The organism is Streptomyces sp. NPDC047043, from assembly GCF_040644055.1.
Classification (GTDB): Bacteria; Actinomycetota; Actinomycetes; order Streptomycetales; family Streptomycetaceae; genus Streptomyces.
In genome coordinates, this window is record NZ_JBEYVO010000007.1 from 37,160 (window position 1) to 61,135 (window position 23,976).

Here is a 23,976-nt window from a genome sequence, read left to right on the forward strand (position 1 = left end):
CGGCGGGAACCGAAGCCCGCTGCCCGGCGTCGGGGCCCGGCTCGGCGATCCGCCGAATAAACACGCCCCTGCGTTTTGTCATCCGGTGTTTACCTGTCCCGCGGGAATGGCGCCGAAATGCTCCGAAAATTCGCTTGGGAAACTCACAGGGAAACTCATACGGAAGGCCGAGAAGAGTGGAGTCGATCACTCCGGTCGCCGTTGACATTGGACTGGACCACACGTAACTTCTTGAGCGTGCAACAACGCCTGGCTGGTCTTTCGCCGGCGTGATCGGTCTTTTGGTGTTCCCTTTTACAGGACGGCCCAATGACGTTCGTCATCGCACAGCGAAATTCCCTTTTATCCGCTCTGAGGGATCTCTATGAAAAGGAGCCCGACCGGCTTCTCTTCACCTTTGTCGACGACCACGGCGAGGACGCCGAAACGCTCCGCGCCGGGGAACTCGCCGAGGCCGTCGACGACATCGCCCGCTCCCTGCGGTCCTGGGGACTCGCCCCCGGCGACCGCGCGGTCCTCGTCTACCCGCCCTCCCTCGACTTCCTGAAGGCCTTCATGGGCTGCCTCGCGGCCGGGGTCCTGCCCGTGCCCGTGTACCCCCCGAACCCCTTCCGGCTCAGCCGCGACCTCGCCGGCTTCAACGCCGTCGTGGAGAGTTCCGGCGCCACGGCCGCTCTCACCAACTCCCTCTTCGACCGCTCCCGCAAGGCCTCCTCGGTCAGCCGCCTCCTCGGCCGCTCCGAGCACAACTGGCCCCGCATCCCCTGGTATCGGACCGACCGCCGCCCCGGCAGAAGGGGCGGGCCCGGCTGCGATCCCGACGCCTGGAACGCACCCGCCGACCCCGGCGAGACCGCGTTCCTGCAGTACACCTCGGGATCCACCGGCACCCCCAAGGGCGTCATGGTCACCCACGGCAACCTCGTCCACGAGATCGCCGCCAACGTCGTCGACCTGCGCCTCAATGACGAGACCAAAGGCGTGTTCTGGCTCCCGCAGTACCACGACATGGGCCTGATCAACGTCTTCCTCAGCACCGCCATCGGCAACTCGACGACCCACATCCTGTCGCCGCTCACCTTCCTCCAGCGGCCCTGGATCTGGCTCGACGTCATGTCCCGCGTCCGCGCCACCATCACCTCGGCGCCGAACTTCGCGTACGAACTGGCCCTCCGCAAGACCACCCCCGAGATGCGCGCCGGCTGGGACCTCTCCTCCCTGGAGATGGCCGTCACCGCCGCCGAACCCATCCGCACCCGCACCATCCGCGCCTTCCTCGACGCGTTCGCCGTCACCGGCATCGGGCCCGACGTGTTCTACGGCGCCTACGGTCTCGCGGAGAACACCGCGAGCGTCACCAACCGCGGCCGGGGTGTCCTGCGGCTGGACAAGCAGGCGCTGGCGGAGGGCGAGGTCGTACCCGTCGAAGGGACGTCGTACGACCTCGGCCGGCACGTCGAGTACTACGGCTGCGGCTTCTCCAGCAAGCCCGGCGACCGTGTCCGCATCGTCGACCCGGAGACCCGCGTCCCGTGCCCGCCCGCGCGGGTCGGCGAGATCTGGGTACGGTCCTCGACCACCGCCGCGGGCTACTGGGGACGCCCGGAGACGACCCGCGAGATCTTCCACGCGACCGTCACCGGCGACGACGACCCGACCGAGTACCTGCGCACCGGCGACCTCGGATTCCTGCACGAGGGCCAGCTGTTCATGACCGGCCGGATCAAGGACCTGATCATCGTCCGGGGACGCAACGTCTACCCCTCCGACATCGAGGACAGCGTCCGCGAGTGCCATCCCGACATCCGCCCCGGCGGCATCGTGGCCTTCGCCCTCGGCCCCGACGAGACGTTCCCCGGCGACCTCGCGGACGACGGCGACACCACCGAACGGCTGGTCGTCTTCGCCGAGACCGCCCGCAAGAAGATCGACGCCGACCTCGCCGCCGAGATCTGCGCCACCGTCCGCAAGTTCGTCTACGCCGACCACCAACTCTCCTGCCACACCGTCGTGTTGGGCCGCCCCGGCCTGGTCCGCAAGACCACCAGCGGCAAGGTGCGGCGCCGGGTGTGCAAGGCGGCCCTGCGCAGCGGCGAGATCGACCGCGAGCCCGGCACGCTCCTGGTGTCGGTGCACGGAGCAGAGCACACCGGCCAGTTCACCGAGGAGGCCTCATGAACCCCAGCAACGCCGACGGCAACGGCCTGATCCTCGCCACCGGACCCCGCGACCCCCGCATGTACGACGTCGACGACGACTTCCGGCGCGTCCTGATCGACATGTCCGCGCTGACGGTGGCCTCCGCGACCCGGCGCGACCGCTTCTTCCACGCGACGTCGACGGCGGCCCGCGGCACGCTCACCGTGCTCGACAGCCCCCAGCTGCCCGCCCACGGCTTCCTCCGCCCCGGCCGCAGCTTCCCCGTGCTCGCCCGCTACAGCAACTCCGTCGGCACCGACGACGTGAAGCCGACGGTCCGTGGCCTCACCCTCAGGCTGCTGGAAGGCGAGAACGGTCTGCTCGACCTCACCTTCAACACCGGCCCGACCTTCTTCGCCTCCACCGCCGAGATCTTCCGCCGCAGCTTCGGCACGCCCGAGGAACGCGCCCGCAACATCGGCGAGAAGCCCGAGGTCCGGGCCATCATCTGGAACAACATCCGGACCGCCGGGTGCTATGTCACATACGACTTCTACTCCCAGGTCCCGCAGGGCTTCGTCGCCGAGGACGGCCGGCAGTGGCTGATCCGCTTCCGGGTGTACCCGGTCGACGAACCGCTGGAGCGCGGCGACTTCGACCACGGCAACCTGTGGTGGCCGCCGGACGCCCCGAACGAGATTCCCCGCCCGCCCGGCGACACCCGTGAACCCGCCTTCCTCCGCGAGGAGTTGCGCAACCGCCTCCGCACCACCGGCGTCCGCAACGTCCTCCAGGCCCAGCTCCACCCCCTGGACGGCACTCCCGGCACCACCGAGGCCGCCCTCGACCCGGCGCGCGCCTGGCCCGAGGACCGTCATCCCTGGTTCGACCTGGCCGACCTGCGCCTGGACACCCCCGCCGACGACGAGACGGTCAACCGGATCGCCTTCGACCCCGGCCTGGCACCGCCCGACCTCGGCATCGCCCTCGCCCGCTCCCCGCACTCCACCGCGTCCCTGAACCATCTGCGGGCGCTGATCTACCAGGCGACGTCGTACGCGCGTCTCGGCGAGCGTCAACCACCGGAGCTGGCCGCGCTGTTGAGGCCCAGCAGAACCATCGCCACCACGACCGTCACCGAGACTGCGGCCCGCCGCGTGGTCGTCCTCGGCGCCGGTCCCGCGGGACTGACCGTCGCCCGTGAACTCGAGCGCGCCGGACACCGGGTGACCGTCCTGGAGGCAAGGCAGTCGGTGGCCGGAAAGTGCGAGAGCGTGGAGATCGACGGTCGCGCCTACGACCTCGGCGGCCACATCTGCACCAGCCAGTACGAGCGGGTCGCCGAGCTCGCCACCGAGCTGGGCGTGCCGACCGAGCCCACCACGCCGTACCGGATCCTCGATGTCGAGCAGCGCGAGGCGACGCCTCAGGACACGTCGTTCTTCCGCGGGGAGGCGTTCCGCCGGTATCAGGAGCTCCGCGACCGCGCGTTCCCGCACATCGCGGAACCCGGCCTCGCGCACTCCGCGAAGGCTCTCGCCGCCCCGGTGAACCAGTGGCTCGCCGAGCACGGCCTCGAGTCGATGGCCGCCTCCTTCGGCACCGGCTACACGGCCGCCGGATACGGCTACCTCGACGACGACGTCCCCGCGCTGTACTTCGTCAAGTACGCCGAGATGACGGGCCTGTTGAGCAACAAGCCCCAACTCCTCGGCCACCTGGGGGCGTTCACGATCTCCGGCGGCTTCGACACACTCTGGAGCCGGATCGCGGACGAGCTCGGCGACCTGCGGCTCGGGGTGCGCGTCGAATCGGTCGAGCGGCACGCGGACGGCGTGCGGGTGCGTACGGACACGGAGTTGATCGAGGCCGACGACCTGGTCCTCACCGTCTCCCCGGACCGGCTGCTGCCGGTCCTGGACGCCACCGAGGACGAGCGCGAACTCGCCGCCCGCATCCGGGACAACGCCTACCACACCACCGTCGCCCGGGCCTCCGGCCTGCCCGACTCGGCCTTCCACTTCCTGAAGCAGCACAACGACAGCCGTACGGCCACGGGCCACTGCGTCGCCTACCACCACCGCTACGAGGGCAGCGACGTCCACACGTTCTACTCGTACGGCAGCCCGGAAGACGTGACGTCCTTGCTCGGCGAGGACGTTGCGGCACTCGGTGGACGCCTCGACGAGGTGCGTCTGCACCGCGAGTGGGCGTTCATGCCGCACTTCGGCGCCGACGATCTGCGCGACGGCGTCCTGGACCGGCTGGAGGCCATGCAGGGCCGGCAGCGCACCTACTACGCGGGCAGCCTGCCCGGCTTCGAACTCGTCGAGTGCGTGGTCGCCCAGGCCCAGGAGCTGGCCCGCCGGCACTTCGCCGCACCGCCGCGCACCACCACCCCCGACCCGACGCTGACGGCCCCCGCACTCGGCGCCGGGCTCACCGAGACCGCCGTACGCGAGTGGCTGGTCACGAACATCGCGGCCGAACTGCGCCTGCCCACAGCCGGGATCGACACCGCCCGGCCGCTGGAGGAGTACGGGCTGGAGTCGCTGTCGGTGGCGGCGCTGCAGGCCCGGCTGTCCGACTGGCTCGGCTACCGGATCCCGCACACCCTGTTCATGGAGGTGCCCACCATCGACGAGGCGGCCCGATACCTCGTGGAACCCGAGCACACCGCCGAGGGCGTGTGCGAGGAGACTCCGGCACCGACCCACCTGGTTCCCCTCAACACGTCCCGCCCCTTCTTCTGCGCCGGCGGTATCGGCGGCTCCGCGCTCTATCTGACCTCGCTGGCCCGGGCGCTCGGCGACGGGCGGTCCTGCTACGCCTTCGAGGTGCCCGGCCTCGACGGCAAGGAGGAGCCCCTCGACGACACGGAGGACCTCGCGGCCCTCTTCGTCGACGAGATCCGGCGGATACAGCCGCACGGCCCGTACCTCCTCGGCGGCCACTCCTTCGGAGGGATGATCGCCTACGAGGCGGCACGGCAACTGCGGGAACGCGGCGAACCGGTCCACCGGGTCGTCCTGTACGACACCTACGTACCGCTGCCGGGCCGTGGCGCGCCCGCCGACGACGAACTGCGGGCCGTCGAGGAGCTCCTCGCGCTCCGCCACATGCCGTGCATCGCCGCGGACAGCTGCAGCTGCGGTGTCGACCGTGCCAAGCCCCTCGACGAGCAGGGCCCGGAGATCGCGCTGGCCCTCGGCGCGAGCGACCCGGAGGCGTACGAATCCCATCTCGTCAAGGTGGTCGGCACCTACCAGGCGGGCCTGCGGGCCTTCGCGCTCTACGAGCCCGGCCCCTCGGACCTGTCGGTGGTCCTGGTCAAACCGGAGGCCGGATTCGCACCGCTGGCCGAGGACGACCACCGTGTGCCGATGCACTTCGCGTCGCCCAACGGCTGGGACACCGTCGAACTGGGGGAGTTGAGCGTGGTCACCGTGACCGGCAACCACTTCACCATGTTCACCCGCCCGCATCTGGCGGCCGTCGCCGAGGCGACGCGCACGAGCCTTCGGGGTGCGCGATGACGGCTCCGCAGCCGGTGCCACGCTCCGAAGCGGTGGCCGCCCCGCGGCCGTCGACCGTCCCGCACTACGACCCGGCCGATCCGGCCGTCCAGACCGACCCGTACCCGCTGTACCACGCCCTGCGCGAGGCCGATCCGCTGCACTGGAACCCGCCGGGCTTCTGGTTCCTCACCCGTTACGAGGACGTACGCACCCTGCTGCGCGACCCGCGGCTCGGCGCGGACAACGGCGGCAACACCGGGAGCGCGGGCGGCGGCGAGGGACACACCGAGCGGATGGCCGGCGGTGACACACCGTCCATGATCCTGATGGACCCTCCCGGCCACACCCGCCTGCGCGCGCTGGTCAACAAGGCGCTGACCCCTCGCTCCATCGCCTACCTGCACGAGCGGATCGAGCGGATCGTCGAACGCCTGCTGGACGAGTGGGGCACGGGGGAGCGGGACTTCGTCGAGGCCTTCGCCTACCCGCTGCCCCTGGAGGTCATCTGCGAGATGCTCGGCGTGCCCGACGCGGACCGGGACGACGTCCGCGACTGGTCCGAGGACATGGCCCATCTGGTGGACCCGGTCGTCACCCCCGACACGGTGAGGCGGGGCCTGCGCGGCCGGCGGAAGATCGTCGAGTACTTCCGGACGCTGGTCGCCGAGCGGCGGCGCGCCCCGGGCGAGGACATGCTCAGCGGGCTGATCCGGGCCGAGGCCGAGGGCGACCGGCTGAGCTCGGAGGAACTGCTGTCCACCGCGGCCCTGTTGGTGGTCGCGGGCCATGAGACCACGGCCAACATGATCGCCAACGGACTGCTGGCGCTGCTGCGCCACCCCGGCCAGCTGGAGCTGCTGCGGTCCTCGGGACCCGGCCTGGTACCGGCGGCCGTCGAGGAGACGCTGCGGTACGACGGACCCGCCCAGGCGGTGGGACGGCGCGCGCTGGAGGACATCGAACTGCACGGCGTACGCATCCCGCGAGGCGCGCGACTGGTGCTGAGCCTGGGGGCGGCCAACCGCGACCCCGCCCGGTTCCCCGACCCGGACCGGCTCGACATCACCCGCGCCGACAATCGGCACCTGGCGCTGAGCGGCGGTGCGCACTTCTGCGTCGGAGCACCGCTGGCCCGGATGGAGGCGGTCATCGCCTTCACGGCCCTGCTGCGGCGACACCCGCACCCGGAACTGGCCGCGGAGCCCCGGTGGCGGGAGCGGACGGGACTGCGCGGCCTGAGCGAACTGAGGGTGCGGGTCTGAAGGCCCCGGCCACCGAGAAAGGCATGACATGAACTCCCTGCCCACAACCCTGTCCGCGACCCTGCCCACGACCGTCCGCTCGATCCGGCAGCCCGTCGATGTCGTACGGGACCCGGAGAGCGGCCGGTTGGCAGTCGGCGGCGGCCCCGGCGAGGTGATCGGCACCCTGCCGCCGCTGTACCCGGAGTGGCTCGGTGACCGCTCCTTCGGCGAGACGCACGGCACCCGATTCGCCTACATCGCGGGCGAGATGGCCAACGGCATCGCCACCACCCGGCTGGTCACCGCCATGGCCCGCGCGGAGATGCTCGGCTTCTTCGGCGCCGGGGGACTCGCCCCCGAGCGGGTCGAGGCCGCCGTCGACGAACTCGCCACCGCGCTCGGCGACCGCCCCAACTGGGGTGTGAACCTGATCCATTCACCGAACGAGCCGGCCGTCGAGGACCGCGTGGCCGAGCTGCTGCTGCAGCGCGGGGTGCCCATCGTCTCCGCGTCGGCCTTCATGGACCTCACCCCGGCGGTCGTCCGCTGCTCGGCCACCGGGCTGTGCGCCGACGCAACGGGCCGGGTCCACCGGCGTACGCGTGTCCTCGCCAAGGTGTCCCGGCCGGAGGTGGCCGCGAAGTTCATGTCTCCCGCTCCCGTCGAGCTCCTCAACTCGCTCGTGGACAAAGGGCAGTTGACAGAGGACGAGGCGCGGCTCGCCGCTCGGGTGCCGGTCGCCGAGGACATCACGGCCGAGGGGGACAGCGGCGGTCACACCGACAACCGGCCGCTGGTGTCCCTGCTGCCCGCCCTGCTCGGTCTGCGCGACGAGATCACCGCCCGGCACGGCTACGACCGGACCGTCCGGGTCGGCGCGGCCGGCGGCCTCGGCAGCCCGGCGAGCGTCGCCGCCGCCTACGCCCTGGGCGCGGCCTACGTCGTCACCGGCACGGTCAACCAGATCGCAGACGAGGCCGGGATATCGGAGGACGCAAAGGAGTTGCTCGCCGGTGCCGACCTCGCCGATGTGACCATGGCCCCGGCCGCCGACATGTTCGAGCTCGGCGCCAAGGTCCAGGTCCTGCACCGGGGAACGATGTTCGCCAACCGCGGCAGCCGACTGTACGAGATCTACCGTACGTATCCGTCGCTCGAGGCCCTGCCGCCGGAGGAGCGAGCGCGGCTGGAACGCCAGGTGCTCGGGGCCTCCGTCGACGAGGTCTGGGCCGAGGTGCAGCGCTTCTGGCGGCGCCGCGACCCCGCCGAGATCGCCCGGGCCGAGCGGGACCCCAAGCACCGTATGGCCCTGGTCTTCCGCTGGTACCTCGGTCTCTCCAGCCGCTGGGCGATCGACGGCGATCCCGCCCGCCGGGCCGACTACCAGATCTGGTGCGGACCCGCCATGGGCGCCTTCAACCGCTGGGCCGCGGGCAGCTTCCTCGCGGCGGGGAGAGGCGGACGACCGGCCGTCCAGATCGCTCGCAACCTGCTGGAGGGTGCCGCTGTGCTCACGCGGGCCCACCAGCTGCGGACCTACGGGGTACCGGTGCCTGCCGAGGCGTTCACCTTCGCGCCGCGCCCGCTTTCCTGAATCTTCGTCACAGCCCCGACTCTTCAGCGCCGTTCGCGCTGCCTTGCCATGCCCTGACATCCCATGTTCTGCCATGCCTCAAACACCGAGGTGGAAACGATGCCCGAACCCCATCGCCCCCGACAGGTGCCCATCGCGATCGTCGGCGCCGGTGCCCTGATGCCCGGCTCCTCCGACGTCGCCGGCTTCTGGCGCACCGTCGTGCACGGCCGGGACCTGATCACGGACGTACCGCCCACGCACTGGCTCGTGGAGGACTACCACGACCCGGACCCCTCCGCCCCGGACCGCACCTACGGCCGCCGCGGTGCCTTCCTCTCGCCCGTCGACTTCCCCGCCCTCACGTACGGCGTGCCCCCCAACACCCTTGAGGCGACCGACACTTCACAGCTGCTCGCCCTCATGGTCGCCGACCAGGTACTGACCGACGCGACCGGCGGCGATCTGGCCGGCCTCGATCGCGACCGGGTCGGCGTGATGCTCGGCACCGGCGCGCTGGAACTGCTGTACAGCATGTCCAACCGGCTCCAACGCCCCGTATGGCTCAAGGCGTTGCGCGAACACGGGGTGCCCGAGCCGGACGCCCAGGCCATCTGCGAGCGGATCGCCGACCACTACGTGCCGTGGCAGGAGGCGACCTTCCCCGGGCTGCTCAGCAATGTCGTGGCCGGGCGCATCGCCAACAAGTTCGACCTGCACGGCACCAACCACACCGCGGACGCGGCCTGCGCCAGCTCACTGGCCGCACTGTCCTCCGCCGTCAACGAACTCGCCCTCGGCAAGGCCGACATGGCGATCGCGGGCGGCGTCGACACGCTCAACGACATCGTCATGTACATGTGCTTCTCGAAGACGCCGGCGCTGTCCCCGACCGGCGACTGCCGTCCGTTCTCCGACGAGGCCGACGGCACCATCCTCGGCGAGGGCCTGGTCATGGTCGCCCTGAAGCGGCTGGCCGACGCCGAGCGCGACGGCGACCGGATCTACGCCGTGCTGCGTGGCATCGGCAGCGCCTCCGACGGACGCGCCACCGCCGTCTACGCCCCGCTCCCGGAGGGCCAGGCCCGAGCCGTCCGGCGCGCGTACGAGTCCGCCGGCTACGGCCCCGACACCGTCGAGCTCGTCGAAGCGCACGGCACCGGCACCAAGGCCGGCGACCTCGCCGAGTACACGGGCCTGCGCGCCGTCCTCGCCGACACCGGACGGCAGGACGGACCCTGGTGCGCGCTCGGCTCCGTCAAGTCGCAGATCGGGCACACCAAATCGGCAGCCGGTGCGGCCGGGCTGCTCAAGGCCGCCCTGGCGCTGCACCACCGGGTGCTGCCGCCCACCATCAAGGTCGACCGCCCCAATCCGAAGCTCGACCTGGGCAGCGGTCCGCTCTACCTCAACACCGAGACCCGCCCCTGGATCCGCGACTCGGCCCATCCCCGCCGCGCCGCCGTCTCCAGCTTCGGCTTCGGCGGCAGCAACTTCCACCTCACGCTGGAGGAGTACGTCCCGGGGGAGGGGACCGGGGCCCGACGGCCCCCACTGATGCGTACGGTGCCCTCGGAGCTGGTGCTGCTCGCCGCCGACTCGCAGGAGGCGTTGCTTGAGGAGGCGGAACAACTCGCCACCGACGAAAGCGACTTGGCGACGACCGCATTCGGTTCGCAGCTCGCCTTCGACCCGGCTCGGGCCCACCGGCTCGCCGTCACCGCCGAGAGCACCGCCGACCTCGCGTCCCGGCTCCGCCAAGCGGCGGCCCTGCTCGCCAAGGAGCCGCGCGTCGCCTTCTCCACTCCCACCGGCATCCACTACGCCACCGGTCCCGCCGAACCCGGCCGCGTCGCCTTCCTCTTCTCCGGACAGGGCAGCCAGTACGTCGGGATGGGCGCCGACGTCACCGTGCACATCCCGCAGGCGCAGGCGGTCTGGGACCGGGCGGCGGACCTCGAGGTCGGGGACCGTCCGCTGCACCGGGTCGTCTTCCCGCCCCCGGCCTTCGACGACGCCGACCGCGCCGCCCAGCAGGCCCTGCTGACCGAGACCGAGTGGGCCCAACCCGCCCTCGCCGTACAGAGCCTGGCCCTGCTGTCGGTACTGGACGCGGTCGGCGTACGCCCGGACTGCCTCGCCGGGCACAGCTTCGGCGAACTGACCGCCCTGCACGCCGCGGGCGTCTTCGACGCGGACACCCTGGTCCGCATGGCCCGCAGGCGCGGCGAGTTGATGCGGGACGCGGCGGCGGTGCCCGGCGCGATGCTCGCGGTGGCCGCATCGCGGGAGGACATCGAGGCGGCGCTCGCGGGCGACATGGACTCGGCGGGCCTGTGGCCGGCCAACCACAACAGCCCCCGGCAGACCGTCATTTCGGGTAACGAGGAGGCGATCGAGGGGGCGGCCCGGAAGCTGGCCGCCGCCGGGCTCACGGCCAAACGGCTCAGCGCCGCCACCGGCTTCCACAGCCCGCTTGTCGCGCCCGCGAGCGAGCCCTTCCTGGACTTCCTGAGTGAAGTTCCTTTGACAGAGCCCGAGTTGGAGGTCTACGGCAACTCCGACGCGCAGCCCTACCCGTCCGACCCGGACGAGATACGCCATCGGATCGCCGACCACCTCGCCCGGCCGGTGCGCTTCGCCGAGCAGATCGAGGCCATGTACCGCGCGGGCGTGCGCACCTTCGTCGAGGTCGGCGCGGGCGCCGTACTGACCCGGCTGGTCGGCGAGATCCTCGACGGCCGGCCGCACCTCGCCGTGAGCCTCGACGCCAAGGGCCGCCACGGCATGACCAGCCTGCACGACGCCCTCGGCCGCCTCGCGCTCCAGGGCGTCGAGGTGGACTTCGCCGCGCTGTGGGCGCCGTACGCAATCGACGACAACACCCGAGCAGAGACGGGCCGGAGGCCGCAGATGACCACCCCCATCCAGGGCAGCAACCACGGGCGCCCCTACCCGCCGGCGGGCGGCGCGGCCGAACTGCCGCCGCCGAACCCGGTTCCGACGCCGACGCCCGCACCGACTCCGGCCGTGGCGGCCGTGGCTCCCGCGGCGCACCCCGTCGTGGCGGCGCAGCAGCAGACGGCCGAGGCGCACGCCCGGTACCAGGAACAGGCGGCCGAGGCCCATGCGACATATCAACGGCTCATGGCGGAGAGCCACTTGGCGTTTCTGCGGGCCTTCGAGGACTCGTACGGGGGCGGCCCGTATCCGGACCCGCCGACCGTGACGGCAGCCCCGACCCTGTCGGCGGTGCCGAGTATGCCCGCAGCGCCGTTCGTTCCCGTCGCTCCGGCTGCTGCTCCGGTGGCTCTCGTCGCGCCACCGCCCGTACCGGAGCCCGTGGCCCCCGAACCGCCGGCCACCCCGCCGACCGTAGACCTGGAGGACCTGCTCCTCTCGATCGTCGCGGACAAGACGGGCTACCCCGTGGAGATGCTGGCCTCCGACATGGACCTGGAGGCGGATCTGGGCGTCGACTCGATCAAGCGGGTGCAGATCCTGTCGGCGCTGCGGGCCGAGGCGCCGGATCTGCCGGCCGTGGAGACGTCGGAGCTGGGCTTCCTGCGCACGGTCGGGGACATCGTCGGCAAGCTGAGGGAGGGCGGCGATCCCGCGACTGTGCAGGACGCCCCGCCCCGACCCGCCGTCACCACCCCTCTCGTCCACCACGCCGTACGAACCGTCCTGGTCCCCGCCTCCGGGCTGGAGACGCCCGGACTCGACGGTGGCCTGCTCGTCGTCACGGACGACGGACAGGGCATCGCAGCCCATGTCGCCGCCCGCCTGAACGCGCACGGCCTGTGGGCCACGGTCGCCGCCGAGGTCCCGAGCGATGCGTACGGGGTCGTGTTCCTGGGCGGCCTGTGCGACCCCGCGACGCCCGACGAGGCGCTCGACCTGCACCGCGAGGCGTTCCGCATCGCACGTTCGCTGGCCCCGCGCTTCGAGAACGGCCCCGGAGTCTTCGTCACCGTGCAGGACACCGGCGGCGACTTCGGCACCGGCGGGCGCGCGGGCGTCCGCGCCTGGTCCGGCGGGCTCGCCGCACTCACCCGGACCGCCGCCCGGGAGTGGCCCCGCGCCTCGGTCAAGGCCATCGACTGCGAGCGCGGGGACCGTACCCCGGAGGCCGTCGCCGAAGCCGTCGTACGGGAACTGCTCACCGGCGGCGACACCCTCGACGTCGGCCTGCGCGCCGACGGCACCCGGCTGACGGTGCACGAGGTCGAGGTACCCGCGGCCGACGCCGCCTCCACGACCGTCGGACCCGACTCGGTGATCGTCGCCACCGGCGGCGCCCGCGGTGTCACCGCGGCCTCCCTGCTGGCCCTCGCGCGCGCCCACCAACCGCGGATCGCGCTGCTCGGCCGCAGTCCGCTGGACGACGAGCCCGCGGAACTGCGCGCCGCCACCGACGAGTTGGCCCTCAAGCGTGCCGTCATGGAGCGGGTCCGCCGGGAGAACGGCAGTCCCGCCGACGTGCCCGCGACCGTCGCCGCGGTGCTGGCCGCCCGCGAGGTACGTGCCACGATCGCCGCGCTGGAGGCGGCCGGTTCCAAGGTCCGCCATCTCACCGTGGACGTGCGGGACGAGGCGGCCGTCGCCGCGGCCCTGGACGAGGTGCGGAAGGAGTGGGGTCCGGTCACCGGGATCGTGCACGGGGCCGGGGTGCTCGCGGACAAGCGGCTCGGCGACAAGACCGACGCCCAGTTCGACCAGGTCTTCGACACCAAGGCCCGCGGGCTGCGGGCGCTGCTGGCCGCCACCGCGGACGACCCGCTCGACACGCTGTGCGTCTTCTCGTCGGTGGCCGCGCGCTACGGCAACGCCGGCCAGAGCGACTACGCCATGGCCAACGAGGTGTTGAACCAGGTGACTTACGCCGAGCGCGCGGCCCGCCCGGACTTCCGGGTGAGCGCCATCGCCTGGGGACCCTGGCAGGGCGGGATGGTCGGACCCGAGCTCGAGGAGCGCTTCCGCAGCCAGGGCGTCGAGCCGATCCCCGTCGAGGCGGGCGCGGAGGCCTTCGTACGGCTCTTCACGGACCCGGGTCCCGACACCCAGGTCGTCGTCGCGGGCCGGGGCGCCGCCGACGCCTTCGCCGGTCCGACGCGACGGGCGTCGAACGCCGCGATACGGCTGACCGGCGACTCCCACCCCTGCCTCCTCGACCACGCCATCGCCGGCACACCGGTGCTGCCGCTGGCGATGGCCCTGGAGTGGCTGACCGGTGCAGCCGGGGCCGGAAGCGCTCTGCGCAACGTGAACGTGCTGCGCCGCGTGGCCCTCGACGACCTGCACGGCGCCGGACACCGCCTCGCAGTCCAGCGCCGCGAGGACGGCTCGCTCCGCCTGCTCGGCGAGACCGGCACGGCTCACTACGGCGCGGATTCCGCCGAGTTGACCGCTCCCGGGACCTGGAGTGCACCGACCGACCTGCGCCCCTCGGACCGTGCCGAGATCTACGACGGTCATGTCCTCTTCCACGGCCCCCGGTTCCAGGCCCTGCGCTCCATCGAGGGGATCTCACCCGCCGGAGCGAGCGGCACCCTGGCCGGGCTGCGCGAGCTGGGCTGGGACGCGGACCGGCCCTGGCCGACCTGGTGGACCGACCCGGCCGTCACCGACGGCGGTCTCCAACTCGCCGTGCTCTGGGCGGAGTCGACGCTCGGCGGGGCAGCCCTGCCGATGTCCGCGGCCGAGTACCGGGTGCACCGCACCGGCCCGGCGACCGGCCCGGTGCGCTGCGTGGTCCGGGCCAGGGACGTCCGGGACGAAGGCGCCCTGTGCGACATCGGCTTCCTCGACGAGGACGGTTCCGTACGCGCCGAACTGCTCGGTGTGTCCCTCGTCCTGCGCCCGTCCTGACCGGCCGAAATCGGAGAGCGAGAGAGCGAGACAGCACGCATCATGCGACTCAAGCCACTCGAGCCACTCAAGCGATCATTCGAGCCGATCGCCGTCGTCGGACAGGGCTGCGTACTCCCCGACGCGCTCGACCCCGCCGCCTTCCGGGAGAACATCGCGGCGGGCCGGGTGAGCCTGTCCGCCGCACCCGGCCCACATGGTGGATACGGCGGCTACGTACGGGACTTCGACTCCGTCTTCGAGCCCGACGCCTATCTCCTCGGCCCCGAGCAACTCACCGTCCTGGACCCGGTGTTCCGGTGGACGCTGCACAGTGCACGCGAGGCGCTGCGCGACAGCGGACATGCGGACGGTCGCCCGGCATCCCGGGCGGGCCTCGTCCTCGGCAACCTGTCCTTCCCGAGCACCGGCCTCGCGCGGTACGCCGAGCACATATGGCGCGAGGAACAGGAGCCCGCCGTACGGGAGTTGTGGGAGGCCGCGCCCGGTCCCGGCCGGCGTCCCGACCCCCGCAACCGCTTCTCCTCCGGCCTGCCCGCGCACCTCGCCGCCCGAGCGCTGGGCCTCGGCGCCGGCGCACACGCGCTGGACGCCGCCTGCGCCTCCTCCCTCTATGCCGTCAAGCTCGCCTGCGACCGGCTGCACGACGGCACCGCCGACCTGATGCTGGCCGGCGCCGTCAACCGCGCCGACGACCTCTTCATCCACCTCGGCTTCCGCGCCCTGTCCGCACTGAGCCGCTCCGGCCGCAGCCGGCCCTTCCACCGCGGCGCAGACGGGCTGGTCCCGGCCGAGGGCGCGGCCTGCGTGGCGCTGATGCGGCTCCGGGACGCGGTGGCCGAGGACCGCCAGATCCTCGGCGTGATCCGCGGCATCGGCCTGTCCAACGACGGCCGGGACGGCAGCCTCCTCACCCCTGCCGAGGCCGGCCAGGTCCGCGCCATGCGGCAGGCGTACGAGTCGGCCGGGATCGACCCGCGCACCGTGACCCTGGCGGAGTGCCACGCAACCGGCACACAGATCGGCGACGCGGTCGAGATCCGGGCCATGAGCAGGGTGTTCGACGGCAGCGAGGACCTGCCGGTCGGCTCGGTGAAGTCCAACCTCGGCCACCCCGTCACGGCGGCCGGACTCGCCGGCCTCCTCAAGGTCCTCGGCGCCATGGAGACGGGCATCCGGCCCGCGACCGTCGGAGCGGACGAACCGACCGACGCCCTGACCGACACTCCGACTCCGCTACGACTGCTGCGGCGCAGCGAGCCCTGGGACGGGCCGCGCCGGGCGTCCGTCAGCGCCTTCGGCTTCGGCGGCAACAACGCGCATCTGATCGTCGATGCGTGGGAGGGGCGGCAGGGCGCGGTCGCCTTGCCTGCGCCCGCCGCCGCACCTTCGTCTGCCGCCGCACCCTCGCCCGCCGCCGCGCCGTCGTCTGCCCCCGATCCCGTGGCCGTAGTCGCGATCGGCGCCCGCGTCGGCGACGGACGCGACGTGCACGACCTCACCCACGCCCTCCTGACCGGCACCCCGGCCACGGACCCCCGCACCACCGTGGACGTCGAACTGGCCGACCTGCGCTTCCCGCCCCGCGACCTGGACCGCGCCCACGCACAGCAGTTGCTGGTCATGGAAGCGGTGCGGGAAGCGGTACGCGGGACGGCCCTGCCGGGCGAACGGACCACGGTCCTCGTCGGAATGGGCTGCGACCCCGAGGTCGCCCGGCACAACGCCCGTGCCCGCGCGGGCAGTTGGGCGCAGGACGCCGACACCGCGGATGCCCTCGCCCCGCCCCTCGACTCCGCCGCCGTCCTCGGCACGATGCCCAACGTCGTCGCCAACCGTCTCAACGCCCAACTCGACCTGCGCGGACCGAGTTTCACCGTCAGTGCCGAGGAGGCCTCCGGTCTGGTGGCCCTGGAACTCGCCGCCCGGGCGCTGACCACGGGCGAGGCGGACGCGGCCGTAGTCGGCGCCGTGGACCTCTCGCACGAACCGGTGCACCTGGCCGCGCTCGCCGAACTCGGCATCGAGCGACTGCCGGGGGACGCGGCCGTCGCCCTGGTCCTCAAGCGCCTGACCGACGCCCGCCGGGACGGCGACCGAGTGCTCGCGCTCCTCGACGAACCGGGCCCGGAGCCCCCCGACATGACCGTTGGAGCAGAGAGCAAACCGGGGAACAAGGCACACGGCGACATGGACACGCCACGCTTCGACCCCGCCGCCCTCTTCGGCACGCCCCACGCCGCCACCGGCCTCCTCGCCGTGGCCTGCGCCGCGCTCGCCCTGCACCACCGGGCGCTCCCCGGCGCCGTGGGCGACCCGGCCGTCCCGGCCCTCGGCATCCGTACCGCCGAGGTGACCGTCACCCCCCTCGACGCACCACCCGCCCGTGCCCGTCTCCGCACCGCCGACGACACCGACACCGCCGCCTGGCTGCCCGAACCCGCCCCGCGGCTGCACATCTACTCGGGCCGGGACCTGCCCGACACACTTGCCGCGCTCGCGGCCGGACACGAGTCCGACACGGGCCCCGCCCGTCTCGTGATCGTCGCCGCGAACCCCGAACAGCTCGCCGCCCGCGCGGGTGCCGCCCGCCGCTGGCTGGCCGGCGAGAGCATCCGCCCGGACGGAGTGGCGTTCCGGGCCCGCCCGTTGGAGGGCGAGGTCGCCTTCGTCTACACCAACGGCTCGGCCGCCTACCCGGGCATGGGCCGCGAACTCATGCTGGCCTTCCCCGAGATCACCGCCGAACTGGCCTCCCGCTGCGGCCCGTTGGCGGACACCGTCGGCTGGGCGTACCGCCCCACCACCCCCGACGGCCCCGCGCACGGCCATGTGCTCGACCAGATCTGGGGCGCTGCCCTGCTCGCCCAGTTCCACACCGAGATCAGCCGCAACCTGCTCGGCATCGCACCGGCCGCCGCGCTCGGCTACTCCTCGGGCGAGTCGGCCGCGCTGGTCTCCCTGCGCGCCTGGCGAGACGTGCGCTCGCTGGTCACCGACATCCGCGACTCGGCGGTCTTCACCGACGGCGTGGTCGGCCGCCTCGATGCCGTACGCGCTGCTTGGGCGAAGTCCGGTGTGCAGGGCGACAGTTGGGCGAGCCACATCGTCAACGCCCCGGTCGACACCGTACGCAAACTGATCGACGGCAGCAGGGCCGTGCACCTGATGGCCGTCAACGCCCCCGAGGTGTGTGTGGTCGGCGGCGAGGAGAACGAGTGCGCACGCCTGCTGGCCGCCCTGCCCGCCATTCGTCTGGACTACGGCATCGCCGTACACGCGCCGGAAGTCGAGGAAGTGCGCGAGCAGTGGCGACGGCTGCACCACCGGCCGACCGACCCGGTGCCGGGCGTGCGGTTCTACACCGGCGCGAGCGGCGACTGGTACACGCCGACGCGCGACTCGGCGGCCGACGCCGTCACCGCGCAGGCCGTCGGCACCATCAACTTCGACCGCATGGTGGAGAAGGCCTACGCCGACGGAGTCCGGGTCTTCATCGAGCACGGCCCCCGCGGCCTGTGCACGGGCTGGATCGACCGCATCCTCGGTGACCGCGACCACCTCGCCGTGCCCCTCGACGCCAGCGAGGGCCAGGGCATCCGCCGACTCGTCCGAACCGTCGCCGAACTCGCCGCGGCAGGCGTGCAGTTGAACGCGGACGCCCTCTTCGACCACCTCGCGACCATCGCACCGCCGCAGGCGCAGGACACCGCCGCACTGACTTTCCCGGCCCACCCGCCGGCCGTACGGATACGTCCTCCGGCCATCGAGGGTGGTCAGCAGATGCCGCGCGCGCCCCGACTGCCCGCGGTCCTGTCCACGACCCTCCCGGCCCCGCGTCCCGAGCCCGTCGCAAGCGGCCCCCAGCAGATGCCCCGAGCACCCTGGCTGCCACCGATCACCCCGACCGAGACCCCCTTCGCCCGGCAACCGCGCCCGCAGCCGGACGGCAACGCGCGCCTGTCACGCATACAGGCCGCAACCACGACGCAACAGCAACAACTGACCGCCTCCTTCCAGGAGTTCATGACCCAGCAGTCGAAGGTCCACCACCACTTCCTGGCCATGCGCCGCCGGGCCGAGCCCCTCCTACGCGCAGGAGCGCCGGCCCTCGAACCCGCACCCCATCCCCTCACCCCCGCACCCCGACCCACCATCCCCACAAGCCGCCCCGGCCCCCGCTTCACCCGCGCCCAGCTGGAACACCTCGCAACCGGCAGGATCTCCGACCTCTTCGGCCCCCTCTTCACACCCCAGGACGACCTCCCGCGCCAGACCCGCATGCCGCAACCGCCCATGCTGCTCGCCGACCGCGTCACCGGCATCGACGCCGTGCCCGCCTCCATGGGCACCGGCACCATCTGGACCGAGACGGACGTACGGCCGGACAGCTGGTACCTGGACCCCGCGGGCCGGATGCCCGCCGGCCTGATGGTCGAGGCCGGCCAGGCGGACCTGCTGCTCATCAGCAGGCTCGGCGCCGACCTCCAGGACGGTGCCGGAGACCGCGTGTACCGCCTGCTCGGCTGCGAACTCACCTTCCACGGCAGCCCGCCCACCCCCGGCGAGACCCTCAGCTTCGAGATCCGCATCGTCGGCCACGGTGAACACGACGGCGTCCGCCTGTTCTTCTTCGAGTACGACTGCCACGTCGGCGACGAACTGCGCCTGACCGTACGGGACGGCCAGGCAGGCTTCTTCACGGACGCCGAACTGGCCGGCACCGGTGGTGTGTTGTGGGACCCGGAAGCCGAGGCCCCGAACACCCCGCTCCCGCCGCAGACCCAACTCCACGCGCCCCGGGGAACGTTCGGCCCGGACGCCGTACGGGCCTTCGCCGAGGGCCGCCCGTACGACTGCTTCGGCCCGCGGCTGCGCGCGACCCGCGCCCATGTCTGCACCCCGCGCATCGCCGCCGACCGCATGCTGCTGCTCGGCGAGGTGACCGAACTCGACCCCACGGGCGGCCCGTTCGGCCGCGGATACCTGCGCGCCGAGACGCCGATCGGCCCCGAGGACTGGTTCTTCGCCGGTCACTTCAAGGACGACCCCTGCATGCCGGGCACCCTGATGCTGGAGGGCTGCTTCCAGGCGATGGCCTTCCACCTGGCGGCCCTCGGCTGCACGGCGGACCGTGACGGCTGGCGCTTCGAACCGGTCCCCGACGCCGCGTACCGCATGCTGTGCCGGGGCCAAGTCACCCCGTCCAGCCGCCTCTTGACGTACGAGGTGTTCGTCCGCGAGTTCTCGGACGCCGACGAGCCGACCCTCGTGGCCGATGTCCTGTGCACCGTCGACGGCGTCAAGGCATTCCTCGCCCGCGGGCTGGCCCTGCGCCTGGTGCGCGACTGGCCGCTGGAGCAACGGCGGATGCTCGGCCTTGTCGAACCCGAGCTCGAACCCGAACCCGAACCCGCGCCGGAGTCGACCGAGGCGGCATACGGCTACCCCACCCTCCTGGCCAGCGCCTGGGGCCGCCCGTCGGAGGCCTTCCCGGGGCTCTACGGCCCCGCGCAGGACGCCCGCCGTGTGCCCCGCCTCCCGGGCCCGCCGTACCACTTCATCAGCCGAGTCGTCTCGGTCGACGGTCCGCCCGGCGCCATGGAGGCCGGTGCGGCGGTCGTCACTGAGTACGACGTCGACGCCGGGAGCTGGTACTTCGAGCAGAACGACAGCCCCGTACTGCCGACGGCCGTGCTGATGGAGATCGCCCTCCAGCCGTGCGGCTGGCTCGCCTCGTACGTGGGCTGCGCACTGGCCTCCGACCGGGACCTCCTCTTCCGCAACCTCGACGGAACGGCGACCGTCAGCGGGCAGGTCGGCCCGGACACGGCCACCGTGCGAACCCGCGCCGAACTGCGGGAGATCTCCCGCAACGGCGACATGGTCATCGTCTCCTTCGAGGTGGACTGCCTCGCTGACGACCGCCCGGTCTTCCACGCCGCCACCGTCTTCGGCTTCTTCCCACCGGAGGCCTTCGCCGGCCAGGCGGGCCTGCCCCCCACCGACGCCGAGCGCGCCCGACTGGCACAGCCGTGCGAGCGGACGGCGGAACTGCCGCCCACCGGACCGATGCTGGCGATGCCGCACCGGGTGACGGGCTACTGGCCGGACGGCGGTGCATCCGGACTCGGACGCCTGCGCGCCGAGATGGACGTGGACCCGGGGGAGTGGTTCTTCAAGGCGCACTTCTTCTCGGACCCGGTGCAGCCCGGTTCACTCGGCGTCGAGGCGATGCACCGGCTCCTCCAGACGTACCTGGTCGAGTGCGGGGCAACCGACGCCCTACGGCGCCCCCGCTTCGAACTCATCACCCCTGCCCGCCCGTTGTCCTGGACCTACCGGGGCCAGGTGGTACCCGCCAACCAACGCGTCACCGTCGAACTGGAGATCCGCGAGAAGGGCACCGACCACGCCGTGGCCGAGGCATGGCTGTGGGCCGACGGCACCCGCATTTATCACGTACGGGACCTGGCGCTGCGCGTGGTGGAAGGGGACGTACGGGAGGGGGAGTCGGCGCAAGGCAGCGCCGAGCTCCTCCTCGACCCCGCCGTGGACACCTGGCTGACCGACCACCGGCCGACCTGGACCGTCCCGACCCTGCCCGGCATGTGCACCCTCGACCTGCTCGCGCAGGCGGCAACGACCCACGCCGGCAAGCCGGTCCGGGCCCTGCGAGACGTCCGCCTGCTCCGCTGGATCCGCGCCGCGCAACCGGTCCGCCTCAAGACGGAGGTCACTCCCGGCAGCCGTGCCGACGAACTGACCGTGACGCTGCTGACCTGGCGCAAGGCGCCCACCGCCGCCCTCTCCCGCTTCGAACCGGCGGCGACCGCCACGGTCCTGGTCGGCGAACGAACCGGCGAACCGCCCCACCCCTTCGCACCGCTCCCGGACGCCGCCCCCGCCGACGATCCCTACACCACCGGAACCCTCTTCCACGGCCCGGCGTTCCAACACCTGCTGTCGGCCCGGGAGACCCCCGGCGCGGCATCCGGAGTCCTGGACGCGGCCCGCGGCACGGTCCCGCACGGCCTCCTGCACCCGGGCCTGCTGGACGCGGCCCTGCATGTCGTCCCGCACGACCGACTCCGGCGCTGGTCACCGGAGATCCCCCGGGACGTGGCCGCGTTTCCCCACCGCGTCGCGTCCTTCGACATCCACGCCCCGATCCCGACCAGGGGAGAGGTACGGGTCGAGGCCCGCTTCGCCGGCTTCGACGCGGACGACCGGCGCCTACCGGCATTCGACGTCCAACTCTCGTCCGACGGCGGCCTGTTGGCGACCTTCCGCCTGGTGGAGATCCTCCTCCCGAAGGGCCGCATCGCGGACGCCGATCCGCTGCCGCGCCGCACCTTCCTCAGGGACCGCCAGTACGCCGACGGCATCGGCCTCTCCGCCACCACCGACGGAGTGACCCGGCTGACGGCGCAGGACATCGACCGCTTCGACTGGCTGCCGGGCACGGTGGCCGACGTCTACGCCCTGCCCCAGGGCTCCCGCGCCCGCGACGAACTACCGCGCATCGCGATCAAGGACCACATCGCCCGCCGCACCCGCCTGCACCCCTCGGCGATCACGGTCTCGCCCGATCTCACCGCGGGATGGCCGACCGACCGCCCTTCCCTGACCTGCAACGTGCAGGTCAGGGAGGACGGCGAAGGAGTGGAGGTGAGGGACGCGTAGAAACCCGACCCTCAGACGTCCCGTCAGATGTCCCGGAAGATCTCGATCTGCGCCCCGACGGAGTTCAGTCGCTCCGCGAGATCCTCGTAACCGCGGTTGATGACATACACGTTGCGCAGCACGGACGTGCCGTCGGCGGCCATCATCGCCAGCAGGACCACCACGGCGGGCCGCAGCGCGGGCGGGCACATCATCTCGGCGGCGCGCCAGCGGGTCGGCCCCTCGACCAACACCCGGTGCGGGTCGAGGAGTTGGAGGCGCCCGCCGAGACGGTTCAGGTCGGTCAGGTAGATCGCGCGGTTGTCGTAGACCCAGTCGTGGATCAGCGTCTTGCCCTGCGCGGCGGCGGCGATGGCCGCGAAGAACGGGACGTTGTCGATGTTCAGGCCCGGGAACGGCATCGGGTGGATCTTGTCGATCGGCGCCTCCAGCTTGGAGGGCCGGACGGTGAGGTCCACCAGCCGCGTCCGGCCGTTGTCCGCGAAGTACTCCGCCGTGCGGTCGTGGTCGAGCCCCATCTCCTCCAGCACCGCGAGCTCGATCTCCAGGAACTCGATCGGCACGCGCCGGACGGTGAGCTCGGACTCCGTGACGACCGCCGCGGCCAGCAGGCTCATCGCCTCGACCGGGTCCTCCGAGGGCGAGTAGTCGACGTCGACGTCGATGTCCGGGACGCCGTGCACGGTGAGTGTCGTGGTGCCGATGCCCTCCACCCGTACGCCCAGCGCCTCCAGGAAGAAGCACAGGTCCTGGACCATGTAGTTGGAGGACGCGTTGCGGATGACGGTGACGCCGTCGGAGCGGGCCGCGGCCAGCAGGGCGTTCTCGGTGACGGTGTCCCCGCGCTCGGTCAGCACGATCGGCCGCTCGGGCCGCACCGACCGGTCCACCAGCGCGTGGTAGTGCCCCTCGGTGGCGGCGATGTCGAGCCCGAACCGGCGCAGCGCGATCATGTGCGGCTCGATGGTCCGCGTGCCGAGGTCGCAGCCGCCGGCGTAGGGCAGCTTGAAGCGGTCCATCAGATGCAGCAGCGGACCGAAGAACATGATGATGGACCGCGTCCTTACGGCGGCCTCGGCGTCGATGGCCTCCATGTCCAGGTCGGCGGGCGGCACGATCTCCAGGTCGACGCCGTCGTTGACCCACCGCGTGCGCACACCGATGGAGCTCAGCACCTCGAGAAGCCGGTAGACCTCCTCGATCCGTGCGACCCGGCGCAGCACCGTGCGGCCCTTGTTGAGCAGGGACGCGCAGAGCAGCGCGACACAGGCGTTCTTGCTCGTCTTGACGTCGATGGCGCCGGACAGCCGGCGTCCGCCGACCACCCGCAGATGCATCGGCCCCGCATAGCCGAGCGACACGATTTCACTCTCGAGCGCGCCACCGATACGAGCGATCATCTCAAGACTGATGTTCTGATTGCCGCGCTCGATGCGGTTGACCGCACTCTGACTGGTGCCGAGCGCCTCCGCAAGCTGCGCCTGTGTCCAGCCCCGGTGTTGCCGGGCGTCACGGATGAGCTTGCCGATGCGTACGAGGTAGTCGTCTGCCATGGGGCTGAGGTTATCTCAGATATGAGATTGGACATCCTTGGGGGGTCCATTCGGGTGACGCCCCGTCAACGCCGCCTGGGGGTGCGGGTGCGACGCCATCCGAAAGGTCCGGGCAAATCCACCGATGTCGTACGACGTCCCGAACTGCTGTGTGTGTGCCGGGGACCGTGACTGCCGCCGGTGGTGATGGACCAGGAGCGTCGGTTGATGTTCAGCCGCACTCCGGGAAGGATCCGGAAACTCTTGCGAAACGTGAGGGGCATCGTGCCTCCTTCCGAGGGTTCGGACTCCTTCCTCGGCTACCCCGACTTGGCGCACTGATGGGCGTCGCGCGGGAAACAGCGACGTGCGCCACAGTGGGACCGGGCATGACCATCCGGCCCCCATGTACT

General features: G+C 72.1%; 8 protein-coding genes. 6 read left to right on the forward strand and 2 right to left on the reverse strand.

Annotated features, from left to right (window positions below):
- Positions 1–309 precede the first annotated feature (309 nt).
- The 6 genes from ABZ880_RS12555 to ABZ880_RS12580 all read left to right on the forward strand — a co-directional run bounded on the left by ABZ880_RS12555 (position 310) and on the right by ABZ880_RS12580 (position 22,031).
- Positions 310–2,178, forward strand: coding sequence for a fatty acyl-AMP ligase (locus ABZ880_RS12555; protein WP_361260633.1), 1,869 nt, complete (start codon positions 310–312; stop codon positions 2,176–2,178).
- Positions 2,175–5,675, forward strand: a complete 3,501-nt coding sequence (locus ABZ880_RS12560) for an alpha/beta fold hydrolase (protein ID WP_361260635.1) — start codon at positions 2,175–2,177, stop codon at positions 5,673–5,675. The genes ABZ880_RS12555 and ABZ880_RS12560 overlap by 4 nt, the downstream gene beginning before the upstream one ends.
- Positions 5,672–6,919 (forward strand): cytochrome P450, encoded by a 1,248-nt coding sequence (locus ABZ880_RS12565; protein WP_361260637.1) that lies wholly within the window; start codon positions 5,672–5,674, stop codon positions 6,917–6,919. The genes ABZ880_RS12560 and ABZ880_RS12565 overlap by 4 nt, the downstream gene beginning before the upstream one ends.
- A gap of 28 nt (positions 6,920–6,947) precedes the next feature.
- Positions 6,948–8,495, forward strand: a complete 1,548-nt coding sequence (locus ABZ880_RS12570) for a PfaD family polyunsaturated fatty acid/polyketide biosynthesis protein (RefSeq protein ID WP_361260639.1) — start codon at positions 6,948–6,950, stop codon at positions 8,493–8,495.
- 99 nt (positions 8,496–8,594) lie between these two features.
- On the forward strand, positions 8,595–14,345 hold the full coding sequence (locus ABZ880_RS12575; protein WP_361260641.1) for an SDR family oxidoreductase: 5,751 nt from the start codon (positions 8,595–8,597) through the stop codon (positions 14,343–14,345).
- A gap of 42 nt (positions 14,346–14,387) precedes the next feature.
- On the forward strand, positions 14,388–22,031 hold the full coding sequence (locus ABZ880_RS12580; protein WP_361260643.1) for a beta-ketoacyl synthase N-terminal-like domain-containing protein: 7,644 nt from the start codon (positions 14,388–14,390) through the stop codon (positions 22,029–22,031).
- Between the two features lie 23 nt (positions 22,032–22,054).
- On the opposite strand, the gene ABZ880_RS12585 is transcribed toward ABZ880_RS12580, so the two are convergent.
- A complete protein-coding gene (locus tag ABZ880_RS12585) occupies positions 22,055–23,584 on the reverse strand; it encodes a UDP-N-acetylglucosamine 1-carboxyvinyltransferase (protein ID WP_361260644.1) in 1,530 nt (509 codons plus the stop codon).
- A 65-nt stretch (positions 23,585–23,649) separates the two neighbouring features.
- A complete protein-coding gene (locus tag ABZ880_RS12590; protein ID WP_361260646.1) occupies positions 23,650–23,847 on the reverse strand; it encodes a DUF4236 domain-containing protein in 198 nt (65 codons plus the stop codon).
- Positions 23,848–23,976 lie beyond the last annotated feature (129 nt).

What these genes read in the sequence shown, in the direction of transcription:
- ABZ880_RS12560 (WP_361260635.1), top strand. Translation starts at nt 2,175, where the DNA reads ATGAACCCCAGCAACGCCGACGGCAACGGCCTGATCCTCGCCACCGGA.
- ABZ880_RS12590 (WP_361260646.1), bottom strand. Translation starts at nt 23,847, where the DNA reads ATGCCCCTCACGTTTCGCAAGAGTTTCCGGATCCTTCCCGGAGTGCGG.
- ABZ880_RS12575 (WP_361260641.1), top strand. Translation starts at nt 8,595, where the DNA reads ATGCCCGAACCCCATCGCCCCCGACAGGTGCCCATCGCGATCGTCGGC.
- ABZ880_RS12565 (WP_361260637.1), top strand. Translation starts at nt 5,672, where the DNA reads ATGACGGCTCCGCAGCCGGTGCCACGCTCCGAAGCGGTGGCCGCCCCG.
- ABZ880_RS12585 (WP_361260644.1), bottom strand. Translation starts at nt 23,584, where the DNA reads ATGGCAGACGACTACCTCGTACGCATCGGCAAGCTCATCCGTGACGCC.
- ABZ880_RS12570 (WP_361260639.1), top strand. Translation starts at nt 6,948, where the DNA reads ATGAACTCCCTGCCCACAACCCTGTCCGCGACCCTGCCCACGACCGTC.
- ABZ880_RS12555 (WP_361260633.1), top strand. Translation starts at nt 310, where the DNA reads ATGACGTTCGTCATCGCACAGCGAAATTCCCTTTTATCCGCTCTGAGG.
- ABZ880_RS12580 (WP_361260643.1), top strand. Translation starts at nt 14,388, where the DNA reads ATGCGACTCAAGCCACTCGAGCCACTCAAGCGATCATTCGAGCCGATC.